The organism is Oceanobacillus senegalensis, from assembly GCF_900176885.1.
Classification (GTDB): domain Bacteria; phylum Bacillota; class Bacilli; order Bacillales; family Amphibacillaceae; genus Oceanobacillus; species Oceanobacillus senegalensis.
Map to the genome: position 1 here is coordinate 1,694,459 of NZ_LT839648.1, position 16,524 is coordinate 1,710,982.

At 35.8% G+C, this 16,524-nt stretch carries 14 protein-coding genes; 5 read left to right on the forward strand and 9 right to left on the reverse strand.

What is annotated here, in order from left to right; all coding sequences use genetic code 11:
• Positions 1–4 precede the first annotated feature (4 nt).
• Entirely contained in the window at positions 5–733 is a 729-nt protein-coding gene (locus CAO17_RS08080; protein WP_342744195.1) for a GntR family transcriptional regulator, read from the reverse strand.
• Between the two features lie 169 nt (positions 734–902).
• Between CAO17_RS08080 and CAO17_RS08085 the strand changes: the two genes are divergently transcribed.
• On the forward strand, positions 903–2,048 hold the full coding sequence (locus CAO17_RS08085) for a glycosyltransferase family 4 protein (RefSeq protein ID WP_085992320.1): 1,146 nt from the start codon (positions 903–905) through the stop codon (positions 2,046–2,048).
• A gap of 138 nt (positions 2,049–2,186) precedes the next feature.
• Here the strand turns inward: CAO17_RS08085 and CAO17_RS08090 are convergent, their stop codons facing one another.
• Positions 2,187–3,317 carry a tetratricopeptide repeat protein gene (locus CAO17_RS08090; RefSeq protein ID WP_218775547.1) on the reverse strand — a complete coding sequence of 377 codons (1,131 nt, stop codon included), beginning with the start codon at positions 3,315–3,317 and terminating at the stop codon, positions 2,187–2,189.
• Between the two features lie 309 nt (positions 3,318–3,626).
• Between CAO17_RS08090 and CAO17_RS08095 the strand changes: the two genes are divergently transcribed.
• The 3 genes from CAO17_RS08095 (at position 3,627) to CAO17_RS08105 (ending at position 7,500) form a co-directional block, all read left to right on the forward strand.
• Entirely contained in the window at positions 3,627–5,243 is a 1,617-nt protein-coding gene (locus tag CAO17_RS08095; protein WP_085992322.1) for an ATP-binding protein, read from the forward strand.
• An 11-nt stretch (positions 5,244–5,254) separates the two neighbouring features.
• Complete coding sequence (locus CAO17_RS08100; RefSeq protein WP_085994441.1) at positions 5,255–5,983, forward strand: response regulator; 729 nt, start codon at positions 5,255–5,257, stop codon at positions 5,981–5,983.
• 176 nt (positions 5,984–6,159) lie between these two features.
• Positions 6,160–7,500 (forward strand): CitMHS family transporter, encoded by a 1,341-nt coding sequence (locus CAO17_RS08105; RefSeq protein ID WP_085992323.1) that lies wholly within the window; start codon positions 6,160–6,162, stop codon positions 7,498–7,500.
• A 302-nt stretch (positions 7,501–7,802) separates the two neighbouring features.
• Here CAO17_RS08105 and CAO17_RS21370 read toward each other — a convergent pair whose 3' ends face one another.
• From CAO17_RS21370 to CAO17_RS08130, 6 genes are all read right to left on the reverse strand, one after another.
• Positions 7,803–7,940 (reverse strand): hypothetical protein, encoded by a 138-nt coding sequence (locus CAO17_RS21370; RefSeq protein ID WP_218775548.1) that lies wholly within the window; start codon positions 7,938–7,940, stop codon positions 7,803–7,805.
• Between the two features lie 31 nt (positions 7,941–7,971).
• Positions 7,972–9,690 (reverse strand): phosphoenolpyruvate--protein phosphotransferase, encoded by a 1,719-nt coding sequence (gene ptsP, locus CAO17_RS08110; RefSeq protein WP_085992324.1) that lies wholly within the window; start codon positions 9,688–9,690, stop codon positions 7,972–7,974.
• Positions 9,687–9,953, reverse strand: a complete 267-nt coding sequence (locus CAO17_RS08115; protein WP_085992325.1) for a phosphocarrier protein HPr — start codon at positions 9,951–9,953, stop codon at positions 9,687–9,689. Before CAO17_RS08115 ends, ptsP begins: the two co-directional genes overlap by 4 nt.
• Before the next feature lie 77 nt (positions 9,954–10,030).
• Complete coding sequence (ptsG, locus tag CAO17_RS08120; RefSeq protein WP_085992326.1) at positions 10,031–12,049, reverse strand: glucose-specific PTS transporter subunit IIBC; 2,019 nt, start codon at positions 12,047–12,049, stop codon at positions 10,031–10,033.
• 153 nt (positions 12,050–12,202) lie between these two features.
• Positions 12,203–13,042 (reverse strand): glucose PTS transporter transcription antiterminator GlcT, encoded by an 840-nt coding sequence (gene glcT, locus CAO17_RS08125; RefSeq protein ID WP_085992327.1) that lies wholly within the window; start codon positions 13,040–13,042, stop codon positions 12,203–12,205.
• Positions 13,043–13,266: 224 nt separating this feature from the next.
• Entirely contained in the window at positions 13,267–14,463 is a 1,197-nt protein-coding gene (locus tag CAO17_RS08130; protein WP_085992328.1) for a DUF4317 domain-containing protein, read from the reverse strand.
• Between the two features lie 215 nt (positions 14,464–14,678).
• Between CAO17_RS08130 and CAO17_RS08135 the strand changes: the two genes are divergently transcribed.
• Positions 14,679–14,906 (forward strand): hypothetical protein, encoded by a 228-nt coding sequence (locus tag CAO17_RS08135; protein ID WP_085992329.1) that lies wholly within the window; start codon positions 14,679–14,681, stop codon positions 14,904–14,906.
• Positions 14,907–15,051: 145 nt separating this feature from the next.
• Here the strand turns inward: CAO17_RS08135 and CAO17_RS08140 are convergent, their stop codons facing one another.
• Positions 15,052–16,515: an aldehyde dehydrogenase gene (locus CAO17_RS08140; protein ID WP_179152019.1), complete on the reverse strand. Its 1,464-nt coding sequence runs from the start codon at positions 16,513–16,515 to the stop codon at positions 15,052–15,054.
• Positions 16,516–16,524 lie beyond the last annotated feature (9 nt).

Genomic DNA, 16,524 nt, shown 5'->3' on the forward strand with positions numbered 1-16,524 from the left:
TTTATTAAGCATCCATTGTTATATCATATTTAAATCTATCACTACGGTATACTATTTTAGTATGTTCCAGGACATTTCCCGTTTCCGCATCAATACAGTCACTCTCAACTACAATTAATGGTACCATACTTTTAGAGGAAAGCATTTCTTGCTCCTCAGAGGTTGGAAAAGTTACACTAAGTAACGTTTTGTTGCTTGCAAACTGATTTATTCCATACTCTCGATAATAGGAAAACATAGAAAGAATGTTAGGGCCATCAACTACAATATTCGGAAATTTACTCCGACTGACAAACGAATAGTGAATGGCAATTGGTTCTTCATCAATATAGCGTAACCTGCCAATCTGAAACACTTCTTCTTTTTCATCAACATTTAAAATACGAAAGATAGTTGGGTCATAAGTTATTCTTTCACAGCAAATATTTTCTGTTTTTAGCTCATAACCCATGTTCTCCATTTTTTCAGTGAAACTAACTTTTCCCGTTAATGATAACTGTATTTGGATGGATTCATTGTTTAAAAAGCGTCCTTTCCCTTGCTTGGAGTAAATATATCCCCTCTCCTCCAATTTATTTAATGCATTTCTTGCAGTAAACCTGGGAACATGGTATTTATCAGCAAGTTCATTTTCAGAAGGAAGCTTTGAACCAGGACTCCTTTTTTTCATCAAAATTTCCTGCATCAAATCATCAACTATTAACGTTTCCTTATTTACAGAAATGGCAATCACCCCCACTTTAAACCAATATTACCACATCGCCACATTAGGGACATCACGTTCCTTATCCAAAAAGTATTTCATTAATCTCATTTTTACATAAACTCCATACTGTCTCAAAATTCATTTGTTACATTGACATTAGGATAGCAAAAGTGGATATAAAGAGAGGAGTGTATGAATGCGAATTGCTATCTTTTCTGACACTTATGTACCGGAAATCAATGGAGTCGCTCTAACGTTGAATCATTATACCAATTATCTTGAAAAAAAAGGAATGGAATATCGATTATTTGTTCCATCTTCAAATGAAGTTGTTCGAAGTGTTTCTACAGTTCAACGACTAACTAGTATTCCCTTTTTGTTTTATCCAGAATGCCGATTCACCCTCCCCAATCCTACTCATATTAAACAAGTACTCGACGAATTTAAACCTACTTTAATTCATATTGCTACACCATTTAACCTCGGATTATACGGACTTCACTATGGAAAAAAACATGACATTCCAATGATAGCCTCTTACCATACTCATTTTGACAACTACCTCGAATATTATTATTTAACGTTCCTCAAAAAATGGATATGGAGGTATATGAATTGGTTTCATCGCTCTTTCGAAAAAGTTTATGTTCCTTCTTTAAGTACAAAAGAAAAGTTACTATCTTTGAACATCCATCCTGAAATTGAAGTATGGGGACGTGGGGTTAACCACCAACTTTTCTCACCTACTAAACAAAAGAAAGACTTATTCAAAAATCATTACCATATCCATGATCAAAAGATTATCCTTTACGTTGGACGGATTGCACCTGAAAAAGATATTCATATTGTTTTAGAAACATTCTATTCTTTACCAGATCATGTCAAAAAAGATACACACTTAGTAATGGTTGGGGATGGTCCCCTGTATCGTACCTTGTCTGAACAACATCAAACAAATATTACTTGGACGGGATTTATGGAAGGAGAAGCTTTAGCACAGTTATACGCATCAAGTGACCTTTTCTTATTTCCATCACCAACAGAAACGTTTGGTAATGTCGTCTTAGAAGCTCTATCATCAGGATTACCTGTCATTGGTTCAAACGCAGGTGGTGTGCAAAATTTAGTAGAAGATGGGGTAACTGGTTTCTTATGTGAGCCAAAGAATGTTGAAGAGTTTGCACAACGAACAGCTGCTTTATTAGAGAATGGTTCATTACAAGCTTCCTTTTCAACTGTGGCTCGAACGTTTGCAAAAACCAAGTCATGGGATGAAATCTTTGGTCAGCTTATTGAAAGTTTTGATGAGGTATTAGAAAGAAAGAAAAGAATTTCCGCCTAGAAAAGAGAGGATACTTGGTTTTAAATGCTTAAAATTAAAAACCCAAGGAACTTCGGATGAAGGTCCTTGGGTTTTCGTTAACAACTGATTAAGTGTGGGAGATCTAACCCCTTCCCTTAACACTGTGATATCACTTCTTTATTGAGTATGAGCTTTTTCATTCGTTAGCTTTACAAATTTATTTTCATAGAAACGTTTTTTCTTAGCATTACCTGTACTTTCAAAAAATGCAATAATATCTGCAAGAGCGCTTTCCAATACATCGGCATCATTTGATTTTTCCAACTGTTCCAATGCATTTTCATAATTTCTTCCTGCAATCACTTTGTCGGGTTGCTCCTTATGCTCCATACAATAAGCATATTGCATATAAATCATTCCAAGCTCTCTTGCAGAATATGGAGGAAGCTTTCGATGAATGGCAATTGCCTTTTCATAGTATGGAATGGCTTCATCAAGTCGGGATTGTTCAAAATAATTATACGCCATCTCTGTATAAGCCTCTGCATGGACCAATTTATTAGCAAGTGTTGAATTTTCTAGCATTGGAATTGCTTCTTCTAAATAAATAAAAGCTTTTTCATATTCATTTTTGCTGCCATACATCTTTGCAATACTTACTAAGCTATTAATTTTTATTTCTGAATGACTTTCGCCTGCAAGTTCAATCGTTTTTTGCAAATCCTCAATTGCTTCATCTGTTTCATTAATCAAGGAATGCAGTGCACCGAGTTTAAAATGTAAAAAGAGTATCATTTGATTGTCTGGTTCATTTTCTTTCTGGAAATAGGTCAAGCCCTGCTTATAATACTTTATTGCCCGAACATACTTTTCTAAGTTTTCTTCCGCCTCTCCTAGTACTAGATAAGCTTGAGCTGCTTGCATAGGGTTGGGGGCTTCCTCCTTTTCAATTTGTTTCACAGCATCCGACATTATTTTTCGAGCAAGTTTATAGTCACACATGAAAGCCAAGTTACCATATAAAATTAAATCATCTATCGACTTTTCACCTGAATTCTGATACATGTTCTTGATAATATCTGCCGCCCGCTTATTTTCCCCTATTTGTGAATGACAAGTGGCATCAAGTATTGATAAAATTCTTTCTAAACTTACATCTGTTTCATGTTTTTCCCAAAATACCTTTGTTTTAGACAAGACATTTGTAAAGTGGCTCCGTTTAAATTCTTCTACGATTACATCTAAGTCCTCTTTGTTAGCCTCATTTCTATGTTCTTTGATATTTTCATCTAAATTAAAAACATCCATCGTTGACATACGATTACCCCAATCTTATCCCTTTGGTCCCATTGTAACCATTTTTTAGAAAATATAAAAATAATTAGAGGTTCCCTAAAGTAGGAAATATTCCTTTTGGGCCTCTATTTCATATTTAAGAATCTATTTTATTCTACAGTTAAAAGAATGCCTCATATTTTTAAATAGTTCAAAACACTTGGATTTTTATACTGCCAAGCTTTTTTGTATTCATATTTCTCTCTTAAACTAATATGTTTCCGTGACAGGAAGAGAAGCAATGTTATAATATATTTAGTAATTTTTGAGGAGTCACATCTAATGGAAAAAACGTTAGGAACTAAGTCGAAATTAGGATTATATCCAAAAGTGAAATTTAATTTAAAACTAAAAATGATTACACTTATTAGTCTATTAATCGTAGCCATTCTTGTTATATTTGCATTGTTCCTCAATCAATTCATTTCAAAAACGATTGAAGAGCAAGTAGGAAAACGGGCGTTAAATTTAGCGCAAGGGGTTGCGCATATACCAGAAATAAAGGAGGCTTTTGAATTAAGTAATCCGTCATCCGTTATTCAAAGGATTGTTACGCCGATTCAAGAAAAAACCGGAGCTGAATTTATTGTTATCGGGAATAGAGATGGAATAAGGTATTCCCATCCAATTTCAAGTCGAATTGGTGAAAAAATGGTAGGAGGAGATAATAAAAGGGCCTTACTCCATGGACAGTCCTATGTTTCGAAAAAAGAAGGTACGCTTGGTTTATCCATACAGGGAAAGGTGCCAATATACTCAGCTGGGGAAATCATCGGTGTCGTGTCTGTTGGATTTCTGAATGAAAATATACAGGAAATCATCAACAACCAAAGTAAATCAATCTGGTATACACTTGTTCTAATTGTCCTGCTAGGAATAATTGGTGCTATTTTTATTTCCTACTATATTAAAAAGTTACTTTTTCATATGGAGCCAGAAGAGATATCTTCCTTGTATTTACAGAACGAAGCTATTTTACAATCCACACATGAAGGGATTATAGCCATTGATCATAAAGGAAAAATTACAACATTAAATGTAGCCGCAAAACGGATTATTACAAGGGAAGATGGACAGAAGGATTATATTGGTACTTCCATTAAAGAGCTCCTTCCAGCTTTCCATAATTTTAGGGAAAGGTTTCATGGCAGAGAAATGATTCTTGGAGACAATATTGTCCTTATCAATCAAACCCCAATGCATAAGGAAGGTAACATAACTGGAGTGGTATTTACCTTTCGCAAAAAAAGCGAGCTTCAGGAAATGACTGAAGAATTATTACGAATTAAACAATACGCGAACGCACAACGTGCCCAAACACATGAGCATTCAAATAAGCTTCATATTATACTCGGTTTATTGCTAAATAACAAATTAAGAGAAGCAATTGATTTTATAAAAAAAGAAAATAATTTTCAAAGTAATACATTAAAGATTTTAACAGAAAAAGTATCTGACCCTTTAATAAATGCGTTATTACAAGGGAAATTCAATCAAGCACAAGAGCTTGGGATATCATTATCTATCCATCTAGATAGTCATCTTGTGTATCAGTTGAATGAGGCTCAGAGAGATGCCCTCTTAACTGCGTTGGGAAATGTGATTGAAAACGCCTTCGATGAAATTAAAAAATATAAAAACAGAAAAAAAGCTGTTTCTATTTTCTTTTCAGATATCGGTGATGATATTATTTTCGAAATAGAAGATTCCGGTAATGGCATCAAAGCACAGAATGAGATAAATATATTTGAACAAGGATTTTCCACAAAAAACGGGGCACACCAGGGTACAGGTTTGGCATTGTCTAGGAAAGTACTACATGATATTGGTGGAGAAATCTTTTCAGAAGAAGGAGATTTAGGAGGCGCTTGTTTCATCATAAGTGTTCCAAAGGACTAGAGGTGATAAAAATGAATAATGATTTTTCTGTACTCATCATAGAAGATGATTTTAGGGTTGCGGATGTTAATCGACAATATGTTGAAGATGTTAAAGGTTTTACTGTACAAAAAGTCGTTAATAGCGGAAAAGAAGCATTAACATATCTCGAAGAAATGAAATATACCCCCGATTTAATTTTATTAGATATTTACATACCAGATGTAGAAGGTTTAGATCTCTTTTGGCAAATCCGTAATGCTTATCATGAGGTTGATATTATCATTGTCACAGCTGCGAAAGAAGTAACGACGATACAAGGAGCGCTTCGTGGAGGTATATTTGATTTTATTGTCAAACCATTCGATAATGTACGTTTTGAGCAAACATTGAAAAGGTATAAGGATTTCCGATTCCATTTAGATACGAACATAGAATTAAATCAGAAAGAGATTGATTCTCTTAAGGACTTTAAGAAAATCCCAAGTTCAAGTTCTCATTCTAATAAAAACACAAATCACCCAAAAGGGATAGATTCTATTACGTTAAATAAGATTACTCGTTTATTTGAAGAGAAGAAAATGGAAGGAACCACTGCAGCAGAACTAAGCAAACAAATTGGAACTAGTCGCTCAACAGCACGGCGTTATTTAGAATATTTGGTGTCGATTAAAAAAATTGAAACAAAATTAATATATGGAACTGTTGGAAGACCAGAACGTAAATACATTCTTCGTGAAACTTATGAACAAAATGAATAATATACTGATTATTATACTTATGTAATAATTATTCCCCCCTTCCTATCTTCATGTTACTATCTCAGTAATCTAAAAATTTAGATATGTATTTCTACTCTACTAGAATGTGATACAACAAATAAATCAAATGCTAGTTGGTAGATAAAAACTTTAATTAATTAGGAAGGGGACAAAATATGAGTCTAAGTTTAATTGGTTTTATTATTATTTTCATTATCGTAGCATTGCTTATTAGTGGAAAGGTAACGCCGATAGTTGCAATGGTTTTACCCCCGATAATTGGTGCGCTATTAGCAGGATTTACGTTTTCAGAAATTGGTAGTTTTTTTGAACAAGGTGTTGGATCGGTCATTTCCGTAGCCGTTATGTTTATTTTTGCAATCCTCTTCTTTGGGATTTTGCAAGATACCGGTCTATTTGATCCTATGATCAACAAAATGGTAGCCCTTACAAAAGGGAATGTCATCACTGTTAGTGTCGTTACAGTTCTAATTGCAATAGTTGCTCAATTGGATGGGTCAGGTGCTTCTACATTTTTAATAACAATACCAGCACTACTACCAGTATATAATCGATTGAAAATGAATCCGTATTTGCTCCTTTTATTAATAGCTGGAAGTGCGAGTATTATGAATATGCTCCCATGGGCTGGCCCCTTAGGACGAACCGCTTCCGTTCTGGAAATGGATGTAACAGAATTATGGCAACCTCTTATTCCAATTCAACTGATAGGTATTGTCATTATGCTATTACTAGCCGTTTTCCTAGGAATGCGGGAAAAGCGTCGGATCATTAAAAAGTATGGTTCTTTAGAAATCGCTGCAACAACCGAATATGCATTAACGGAGAACGTCACCAATGATACTATAGAGCCAGCTAAGGATGAAATTAGTTTAAATCGTCCAAAATTACTATGGGTAAATGCTATTATTGCTATAGCAGTGATTGGTGTTCTTGTTTCCGGCATCATTCCCTCAGGTTTAGCTTTTATAATTGGTGTTAGTATTTTGCTACCAATCAATTATCCGAGTGTTAAGGCACAGATGGCAAGAATTCGAGCTCACGCACCTAATGCATTAACCATGGCATCGATTATTATAGCTGCAGGCCTGTTTCTAGGCATCCTTAATGGATCAGGAATGTTGATAGCAATTTCCAATGATATAGTAGGTATCCTTCCAACAATGATTGCTCCTTATTTACATTTAATTGTGGGAATTTTAGGAGTACCATTTGATTTATTATTAAGTACAGATGCTTACTATTTTGCGTTATTTCCTATCGTAGAACAAATAGCAACGGGATTTGGTATCGATTCTCTATCAACAGCTTATTCCATGATCATAGGAAATATTGTAGGTACATTTATCAGTCCTTTAGCGCCAGCAGTATGGCTAGCCTTAGGTTTATCAAATTTAGAAATGGGTCGCCACTTGCGCTATTCCCTATTTTGGATGTGGGGAATAAGTCTAGTTTTACTAGCCATCGCTGTATTTATTGGAATTATCCAAATTTAGTCTATATATTGTAAGAAAATAGGTATCAGTCCACCACCGCTTTATCACTGCAGTGGTGGGCTGAGAGCCTATACTTATTTTGTTTTTATAGCTTCTTCAACTTGTTCTATTACATTATTCAACCACTAAATAGGGAGGTTGACCGATTGCAGGAAAGTAAATTTCAGCCCTAAAGTTATCCTTTTCTTGATCAGGTATCTACCTTTATAAGAGATCATTACAATACTTTAATATAAGAAGTAAAGATTCGCATATGAATTTACCCAAGGCTGTTCCAGAAGAATTGGTATCCTGGTGAAAAGTTAAAGTTCCTTATAAAATTCATCCATATCATTCTCCCCTTTCCCCTCAATATAGGAGGTTAAGCCAAAGACAACTTTCATAGGATACAGAACTCCCCTATCCCGAATATACAAAACAGGAACGTTCTTTCTTTTCACGCAAGAAAGAAAATGTCCCTGTTCATTAACATTAAATATTGATTTTTTCTTTAATAAACGCTACAACTTCTTCGACGGTACCCATTGCTAATAATTGATTCTTATAAGCATGAAGTTCCTTCTTAGAAAGATTTCTAATCTGTGTCCTTGCTGGTAGGATGGAAGTTGCACTCATACTGAATTCATCTAATCCTAGACCAAGTAAAATAGGGATAGCAATCGGATTTCCTGCCATCTCTCCACACATTCCTACCCATTTTCCTTCTCCATGCGCAGCTTCAATTACCTGATTAACTAGGGAGAGAATTGCAGGATGGTATGGTTGATAAAGATAAGAAACCTTTTCATTCATACGATCCGCGGCCATTGTATACTGAATTAAATCATTTGTTCCAATGCTAAAAAAATCTACTTCCTTAGCAAATTGTTTTGCGGCTACAGCAGTTGATGGTATTTCAACCATCATCCCAATTTCAATATCCTCTGAAACTGGGATGTCATCTGCTTTTAACAATTCTTTTTCATCTAACAAGATTGCTTTCGCTTGGCGAAATTCTTCTAATGTTGCAATCATCGGAAACATGATTTTCAAATTCCCATATACACTAGCACGTAGTAATGCTCGTAATTGTGGACGGAATACGTCTTCATTTTCTAAACAGAATCGAATTGCACGAAAACCTAGAAATGGATTTAATTCTTCAGGTAAATCCAAATAGCTTAACTCTTTATCTCCGCCAATATCTAACGTACGAACAACTACCGGCTTGTCTTCCATTCCTTCGAGCACCTTTTTATACGCTTCAAACTGCTCATCTTCTGAAGGGAGGTCACTTTTACCCATATATAGAAATTCAGTACGGTATAATCCTACACCTTCTGCACCATTTTCTGACACGGAATCAATATCTTCAGGTGTACCAATATTTGCAGCAAGTTCTACATGGTAATCATCAGAAGAAACGGTAGGCTCATGAATTAGCTTAGCCCATTCTACCTTTTGAGCTTCATAGGCAGCTTTTTTCTCTTCATATTGTTGAACCATTTCTTCTGTTGGGTCGATGATCACATCTCCCTCGATTCCATCTATAATGATTATTGATCCGTGTTCCACTTTAGTTGTTACTGTTCTCGTTCCAACCACTGCAGGAATTTCCAATGATCTTGCCATAATTGCTGAATGAGACGTACGTCCACCGATATCTGTCGCAAAACCTTTTACATATTTTTTATTTAATTGCGCCGTATCTGACGGTGTCAAATCCTCAGCAATAACAATGGCTTCTTCCGTAATCATACTTGGGGAAACAATTGTAACACCTAAAAGGTGACTTAGAATACGTTTGGTTACATCTCTTATATCGGCAGCACGTTCTTTCATATACGCATTATCCATCGTTTCAAACATGCTAACGAACATCGTTGATACTTCCTTGAGAGCAAATTCCGCATTTACTTTTTCACCTTTAATCTTATCCTTGATGGAATTGACTAATTCTGGATCATTTAAAATCAGAAGATGGGCAGCAAAAATAGCTGCCTTATCTCCACCAAGTTCTTTTTCGGCGTGAACTTTTATTTTCTCGAGCTCTGATGCTGACTGCTCAATCGCTCCATCCAAACGTAGAATTTCTTCATCTACCATTTCTATCGAGTTCTTATCCACGTTTAATTCCGGTTCTTTTAATCGATATGCCCTTGAAATGACAATACCTGCTGAAGCACCAATACCTTTTAAAAATTGTGTCATTCCGCTAACCCCTGCTCTTTTAATGTTTGAGTAATTTTTTCCATTGTCTCCTTTTCATCTGATCCAGAGACAATGACCTTTACTTTTGCTCCTTGTGTCATTCCAAGAGACATAACACCCATAATGGATTTTAGATTAACTTTCTTCTCGTTGTACTCCAGATTAACCTCTGATGATACATTTGTTACAGACTGTACTAGTGTCGTTGCTGGTCGTGCATGAATTCCTGCTTTATCTATAATTTTAAATTCTTTTTCTAACATTTTTTAACCTCTCCTTAGTGGATGATTTATGTGAAAATAATTTGCCAGTATCTCTTCCTTAAAGTTGTTTCTTTTCTTTACATGATGATATCTCCCATATCAACTTGTCCTTTTTTCTTAAGTGATAGTGGTTGTCCACCTGTTAAATTAGTAAAAACAATTGGAGTTATCGTTGATTTAGCGTTTTGCTCAATAAATGCTAAATCTGCTTTTAATAAAGGTTGGCCAGCCTTTATTGTATCGCCTTCATTAATAAGCATTTCAAACCCTTCCCCTTGTAAATTTACGGTGTCTAGTCCAACATGAATAAGAATTTCTTTTCCACCTTCTGATTGAATTCCAATAGCATGTTTCGTTGGAAAGACCGTCATGATTTTTCCATCTACAGGAGCTACCACTATTCCGTCAGATGGTTGAATAGCAAATCCATCTCCCATCATTTTACCGGCAAATACCTCGTCTGGTACGTCGGTAATGGAAATAATTTCTCCTTTCATTGGTGAAAGAATGCTATCATTAACTTTTATTGAAACTTGATTAGCTTCTTTTACTCCTTCTTGATCAGGAGCGTCTACAGGTCTAGGCTTCTTACCTGAAATAATATCCTGCATCTGGCTTTTAATGGTGTCGGAACGAGGTCCAAATATCGCTTGAATATTATCCCCTACTTCAAGGACACCAGCAGCACCTAGTTCCTTTAATCCATCTTTATCCACGTTTCCAATATCGTTTACAGAAACACGAAGTCGAGTAATACATGCATCCAAATGCGCAATATTTTCTTGTCCACCCATTGCTTGAAGAACGTTATACGCTAGATTTCCGTGATCTTTCGTATTTTCAGATCCTTGGTCTGTACTTTCTTCTCGTCCCGGTGTCATCAAGTTAAACTTCTTAATAAAGAATCGGAACAACACGTAATAAATGACAGCAAAAACAAGTCCTGCTAGGATGACTAACCACCATGGTTCCTGTCCTGGTAATAAACCAAATAAGGCAAAATCAATTGCTCCACCTGAGAATGTATATCCAATATTGACCCCTAAGAAAGTCATCAAGACAAACGATAATCCATCGAGTACCGCATGCAAGAAGAATAACAATGGTGAAACAAACATAAATGAAAACTCAAGTGGCTCCGTAATCCCTGTTAAAAATGAGGTTAAGGCACCTGAAGCAAGCAATCCTGCAACTAATTTCTTTCTCTCCGGTCTTGCTGCATGATACATGGCCAATGCCGCTGCTGGCAGACCAAACATCATGATTGGGTATTCCCCAGTCATAAAGTTACCAGCCGTAATTTCTACCCCATCTCTCAACTGTGCAAAGAAAATCGTCATATCCCCACGCACAACCTCGCCAGCTGCTGTTGTATACGATCCAAATTCATACCAAAACGGGGCATGATAAATATGATGTAATCCAAACGGAATAAGCAGACGCTTAACAAATCCAAATAAAAATACTGCTAAATATGTTCCTTCTTCAATTAGCCAATAAGAAGCAGTGTTCATCGCATCTTGTACAGTTGGCCAAATAAATAACAAAACTAGACCAGCAACAAAGGAAACTGCAGCAGTCATAATCGGTACAAATCGTTTTCCTGCGAAGAATCCTAAGAATGACGGCATTTCAATATCATGATAGCGGTTATAGCAGAACGCTGCGATTAAACCGACTATAATCCCTCCAAACACACCTGTCTGCAGTGTGGAAATACCTAAAACGTTTGCAAAACTAGGATCATTTTCAACCATTTCTGTTGTTACCCCCAACCAGGATCCCATCACCTGATTTAATACGAGATAACCAACCAGTGCTGCCAATCCAGCTGCTCCATCACCAGCTAGACCTATCGCCACTCCAATGGCAAAGATTAATGCCAAATTACTGAATATAATATTACCCGCATCTTCCATTACCATCGCAATTAGCTGAACCCATTCAGCACTTAAAAATGGAAGATAGTTGAGCATCGTATCCTGCTGGACCGCATTACCCAACCCAAGCAAAAGACCTGCTGCAGGCAACAATGCTACCGGTAACATTAATGCCTTACCAATTTTTTGTAAGACACCAAATATCCGCTTAAACATCTACATCCCCCTCAATTTATATGCAACAAGCATGAAACAATTAAAAAAGGCATGAGTAGAGAGCATTAAAAAGAATAATTAGGAACATCCTGAATTATCTTCTTAACGTTTTTCTCCACTCATGCCTGATCGAATCAGTTACACGTAGGTAAATTATGATTCATATTTATTTGTTAGACGTTGTAAATGCATGGTTAAATAAACCGCTTCCGCATCATATACATCTTTTTTCATTGTTTGCTGCATAATTTTAATCAATTTCCAGGAAAGATTATAGCATACTGGATATTCTTCTTTCAAGAGATTTCTAATTTTTATTGGTTCCTCCACATATTCATCATTCAACACGCGTTCAATTGTATAGCGTAAATGTCGAATTAATCGAATATAATTAACACTGTCCTTTGTAATCTCTATTTGCAGCTGATTTTCAATAATCTTGATTAATTGCGTTATTAAATTGGAATATTTATTAATATCTGAGATGGTTCGATCGGAAATGGCACTGTGAATATGAAGTGCAATAAAACCAATTTCCCCTTTTGGCAAATGTATAACTAACGAGTGGTTAATAAAATCAACTACCTCTTCAGCAATCTCATACTCGGCAGGATAAAGCGCTTTCGTTTCCACCAAGAAAGGATTTTTTATCTCCATTCCTTTCATCAATCTATTTACCGCAAAAAGAATATGGTCTGTTAATGCAACATGTACTTTTTCATTTAAGATAGAATTTGATTTATTCCGTATGATTGCGATGGAATCGATAATGGTTTTTAATAAATTTTCATCAATCTGCGGAAGTAATTTCATATAACTTTGACGTTCCTTTTGACTACGAAGAACAAATAATTTTTCAACCATGTTACCAGGAATATATTCGTCTTTTTTACGGTTAAATCCGATTCCTTTTCCTATCAGGATAACCTCTTCGTCTCTATTATCCTCAGCAATTATCACATTGTTATTTAATACTTTTTTCACACAATACATAAGTCTGTCCCCTCTTAAAAAGTACCGAGATTCTCAACTACATGAAAACCTAGCAGTATTATATCACTACCATATTGGAAAGTGAAAGCTTATAGGTTCAGGGAGAATTTAAATTTCCATAAAAATCTAGTATTCAATAAATTCCACTCTCGTTTTATCCTTTTATAGCTCAAAAAAATAGACAGGGTTACTAGCTTATAGCTCCCTGTCTATTTATACATGAGTTATTCTTCTTCCTCTTTGGCTTGATGAAATAATACTTCTGGAATCATTTCAAATCCCTCAATTACTGTATTTTCATCCACTTCAATCATTAAACTAAGCTTTCCGTTAAATTGAATTTGACGTACATATCTCAAGTCTTGTGGACTAATGGAAATATCCGCTACTTTTGTCTTGATTTTAATGGATTTTGTCGTATATTTCGGAACGATGTTATTCGCTTTAAACTCATATGTTTCATCATCAATCACCGTCTTAAAAGCCTCTTCTACTTTTTCTTTATTAACATCCTCTACCCCGCTACTCTTTAATACTTTTTCTACATCCTTATAGTCTAATTTCGGTATTTCTTCCTCCTCTTCTTCATTCTCTTCTATTACTTGATGAATCTCTTCGTAAACGTTCGAAAGGGTGGACGTATTGATGCGGTCTCCAGTTACTTTTCTAACAATTTCCTCAAAAACAATTTTATCTTCTTGGGCAGTCATCATTTCTTCGGCATTTAACACTTCTTCTATGAAATGGTAATTCGGTTCATTCGCTTTTCCCGCCGAATAAAGGACATGATTAACATCTGCTGCATTATCTGTGAAGCAAGGAAATAAAAATCCGGAAATTGGTGACTTCAGATTAATAATTGGATCTACGACAAAATTATACTTAAACTCCTTTTCCACATAGTCAAAAAGTAATTCCTTTTTCGGATCTTGCGTTTTATTCATACTACATAAAATAAAGGAATTTGAATAGACTGTATCTCTATCACTTTCTTCCGATTCCTCACTACGGCGTTTCATAGGTTTCATATATTCTCCCCGGATAAAAGTAATAACAATGTCCATTTCATATTGCTTATCCTTCAACATTTTTTCTACAAGGAGAAGCATATGTGCTTTCCATTCTTCTGTATCATTACTTAATAGACCTTGGTGTAGAATGAGCTGACTATTATCTTCTACATCACGTTGAAATTTTAATTCAAATAATTTTTGGTCTAACTGGCCTGACAATACTTTCTTAAAATTCGCCAAAAATAGTTCCTTTTGTTCCTCTTCTAACAAATCAAATGGTAGACTCTGATGATGATAAATCTCACTTGACTCTCTCATAATGTACACATTAAAAATTTCGTGGATTTTTAATAAATCATTATTTACTTTGAATTGTTTACGAATATTTGCAATGTCTTTTTTATTCAACCTTATTCCACTCCTATATATCCTATCTCCATTCTCTCATTTTACCATAGTGAACATTTCATTAAAGGAATGAACAATCGAACCGTCATAAATCTAATAATCTTGTGCGCATCATTCAATAGAATCGCACATTTCAATGATTGTAATTATACCTGTCTAGCCAAGTTTAGTATAGCAACATATGTTGTAGCAAACGAAAGAAAGGAGGGATTTTCATGCGTGTTTATCATAGAAATGGCAACGATAATGGTGGGAATAACCAAGATAATGTCTTTATTCGTGCTAACAGAGTGATTGTAGTTGAAGATGGTGGTAGAGGAAACAACGGTTGCAATCGTAATAACAATCGTCCAAGGGTAATTAATGCGGATACAGTATTTGTGAGCGCAGATGATGTAAGAGTTATTGAAGATGATGGAAAGGGTCACCACGGCGGCTGCTAGTTAGACAAGCCAAGGAATAAAGTAGAGACGTATGGTATGTCTCTACTTTATTCTTTTCACCGATGCTGAAATTCATATTAGCTAGAAGGCATCTTTACCTTTTCAAAAAACAACTCTCCTTTCTACTAAGGAGAATCGTCCATACTTAGTTCAATGCCATACAAATATTTTTTACTTCCGTAAAGAACTCCATACTATGTTGACCACCTTCTCTACCAATACCACTCTTCTTAAATCCACCAAATGGGGCACGAAGATCACGGACGAACCAGCAGTTTACCCAGATTGTGCCTGCTCGAACATTATATGAAATTCGATGTGCTCGTTGAAGATTTTCTGTCCATACTACACCATTTAATCCATATTCTGTATCATTTGCTATTTGAAGCGCCTCCTCTTCTGTATCAAATGGAATAAGGGTTACCACCGGCCCAAAAATTTCCTCCTGACAAATACGTGATTTTGGATTATTGTGGACATATATGGTTGGTTCAAGGTAATAACCATTTTTCACATGGTCAGGTAGGACTGGTCGTTTCCCACCACAGACAAGTGTTGCACCTTCTTCCTTTGCAACATCAAGATAACTAGTAACTTTATTATAATGTACTTTACTAACTAATGGTCCCATGTCAATGCCCTTTTCTTGCGGATCACCAACCTTTAAATCCATTGCAGCTTTTTTAAACTTTTCTAAAAAATTATCAAAAATGGAGCGCTGTACCAAAATTCTTGACCCCGCAAGACAAACTTGCCCAGAATTCATAAATGCAGCACGAATAGAACCTGGAACTGCTTTTTCAAGATCAGCATCATCAAAAATAATATTTGCTGCCTTTCCACCTAACTCAAAAGAAACCTTTTTCAATGTATCTGCTCCGCTTTTTAAGATACTTTTTCCAGTAGTTGTTGAACCTGTAAAGGAGATTAAATCAACCTCTGGATGTGTCGTCAATGTATTACCTACCGTAGCACCCTGTCCTTGCACAACATTAACTACTCCATCAGGAATTCCTGCTTCTTTTGCAATTTCACCAAGTAAGGAAACAGATAAAGGTGTACTTTCTGCTGGCTTAATAACAGCCGTATTTCCTGCTGCAAGGCAAGGTCCAAGCTTCCATGTTGTCAGCATAAATGGGACATTCCATGGTGTAATTAATGCCGCAACACCTACTGGTTCATACCTTGTAAAGTTAATGTACGCTTCCCTCATTGGGTAGGTTTCTCCACCTTGTTCCTCCACAAAATCCGCAAAGAAACGTATATTATTTGCAGCACGAGCAACTTCATGTGCAACAGTAGATTCATAGGGTTTACCTACATCCATTGCATCATAGCGTGCAATATCTTCTTTTCTTTCTAAAATAATATCAGCCATTTTTCGAAGTTTTGCACTACGTTCTTGCACTGTTATTTTTCTCCACGGCCCAATTTCAAACGCTTCTCTTGCTACTTGGCAGGCACGTTCTACATCCTCAACTGTCGCTTCACTAACACGTGCAATTAATTCCTGTGTAGCTGGATTCGTCACATTGAATGTTTCATTATCACTGGAAGGTACGTACTCCCCGTTAATATATAGTCCGATTTCCTTCACTTCTGTTTTCATACTGGTCAC

Coding starts and splice junctions, on each gene's coding strand:
- CAO17_RS08085 (WP_085992320.1), top strand. CDS start 903: ATGCGAATTGCTATCTTTTCTGACACTTATGTACCGGAAATCAATGGA.
- CAO17_RS08090 (WP_218775547.1), bottom strand. CDS start 3,317: ATGGATGTTTTTAATTTAGATGAAAATATCAAAGAACATAGAAATGAG.
- CAO17_RS08095 (WP_085992322.1), top strand. CDS start 3,627: ATGGAAAAAACGTTAGGAACTAAGTCGAAATTAGGATTATATCCAAAA.
- CAO17_RS08100 (WP_085994441.1), top strand. CDS start 5,255: ATGAATAATGATTTTTCTGTACTCATCATAGAAGATGATTTTAGGGTT.
- CAO17_RS08105 (WP_085992323.1), top strand. CDS start 6,160: ATGAGTCTAAGTTTAATTGGTTTTATTATTATTTTCATTATCGTAGCA.
- ptsP (WP_085992324.1), bottom strand. CDS start 9,690: ATGACACAATTTTTAAAAGGTATTGGTGCTTCAGCAGGTATTGTCATT.
- CAO17_RS08115 (WP_085992325.1), bottom strand. CDS start 9,953: ATGTTAGAAAAAGAATTTAAAATTATAGATAAAGCAGGAATTCATGCA.
- ptsG (WP_085992326.1), bottom strand. CDS start 12,049: ATGTTTAAGCGGATATTTGGTGTCTTACAAAAAATTGGTAAGGCATTA.
- glcT (WP_085992327.1), bottom strand. CDS start 13,042: ATGTATTGTGTGAAAAAAGTATTAAATAACAATGTGATAATTGCTGAG.
- CAO17_RS08135 (WP_085992329.1), top strand. CDS start 14,679: ATGCGTGTTTATCATAGAAATGGCAACGATAATGGTGGGAATAACCAA.
- CAO17_RS08140 (WP_179152019.1), bottom strand. CDS start 16,515: ATGAAAACAGAAGTGAAGGAAATCGGACTATATATTAACGGGGAGTAC.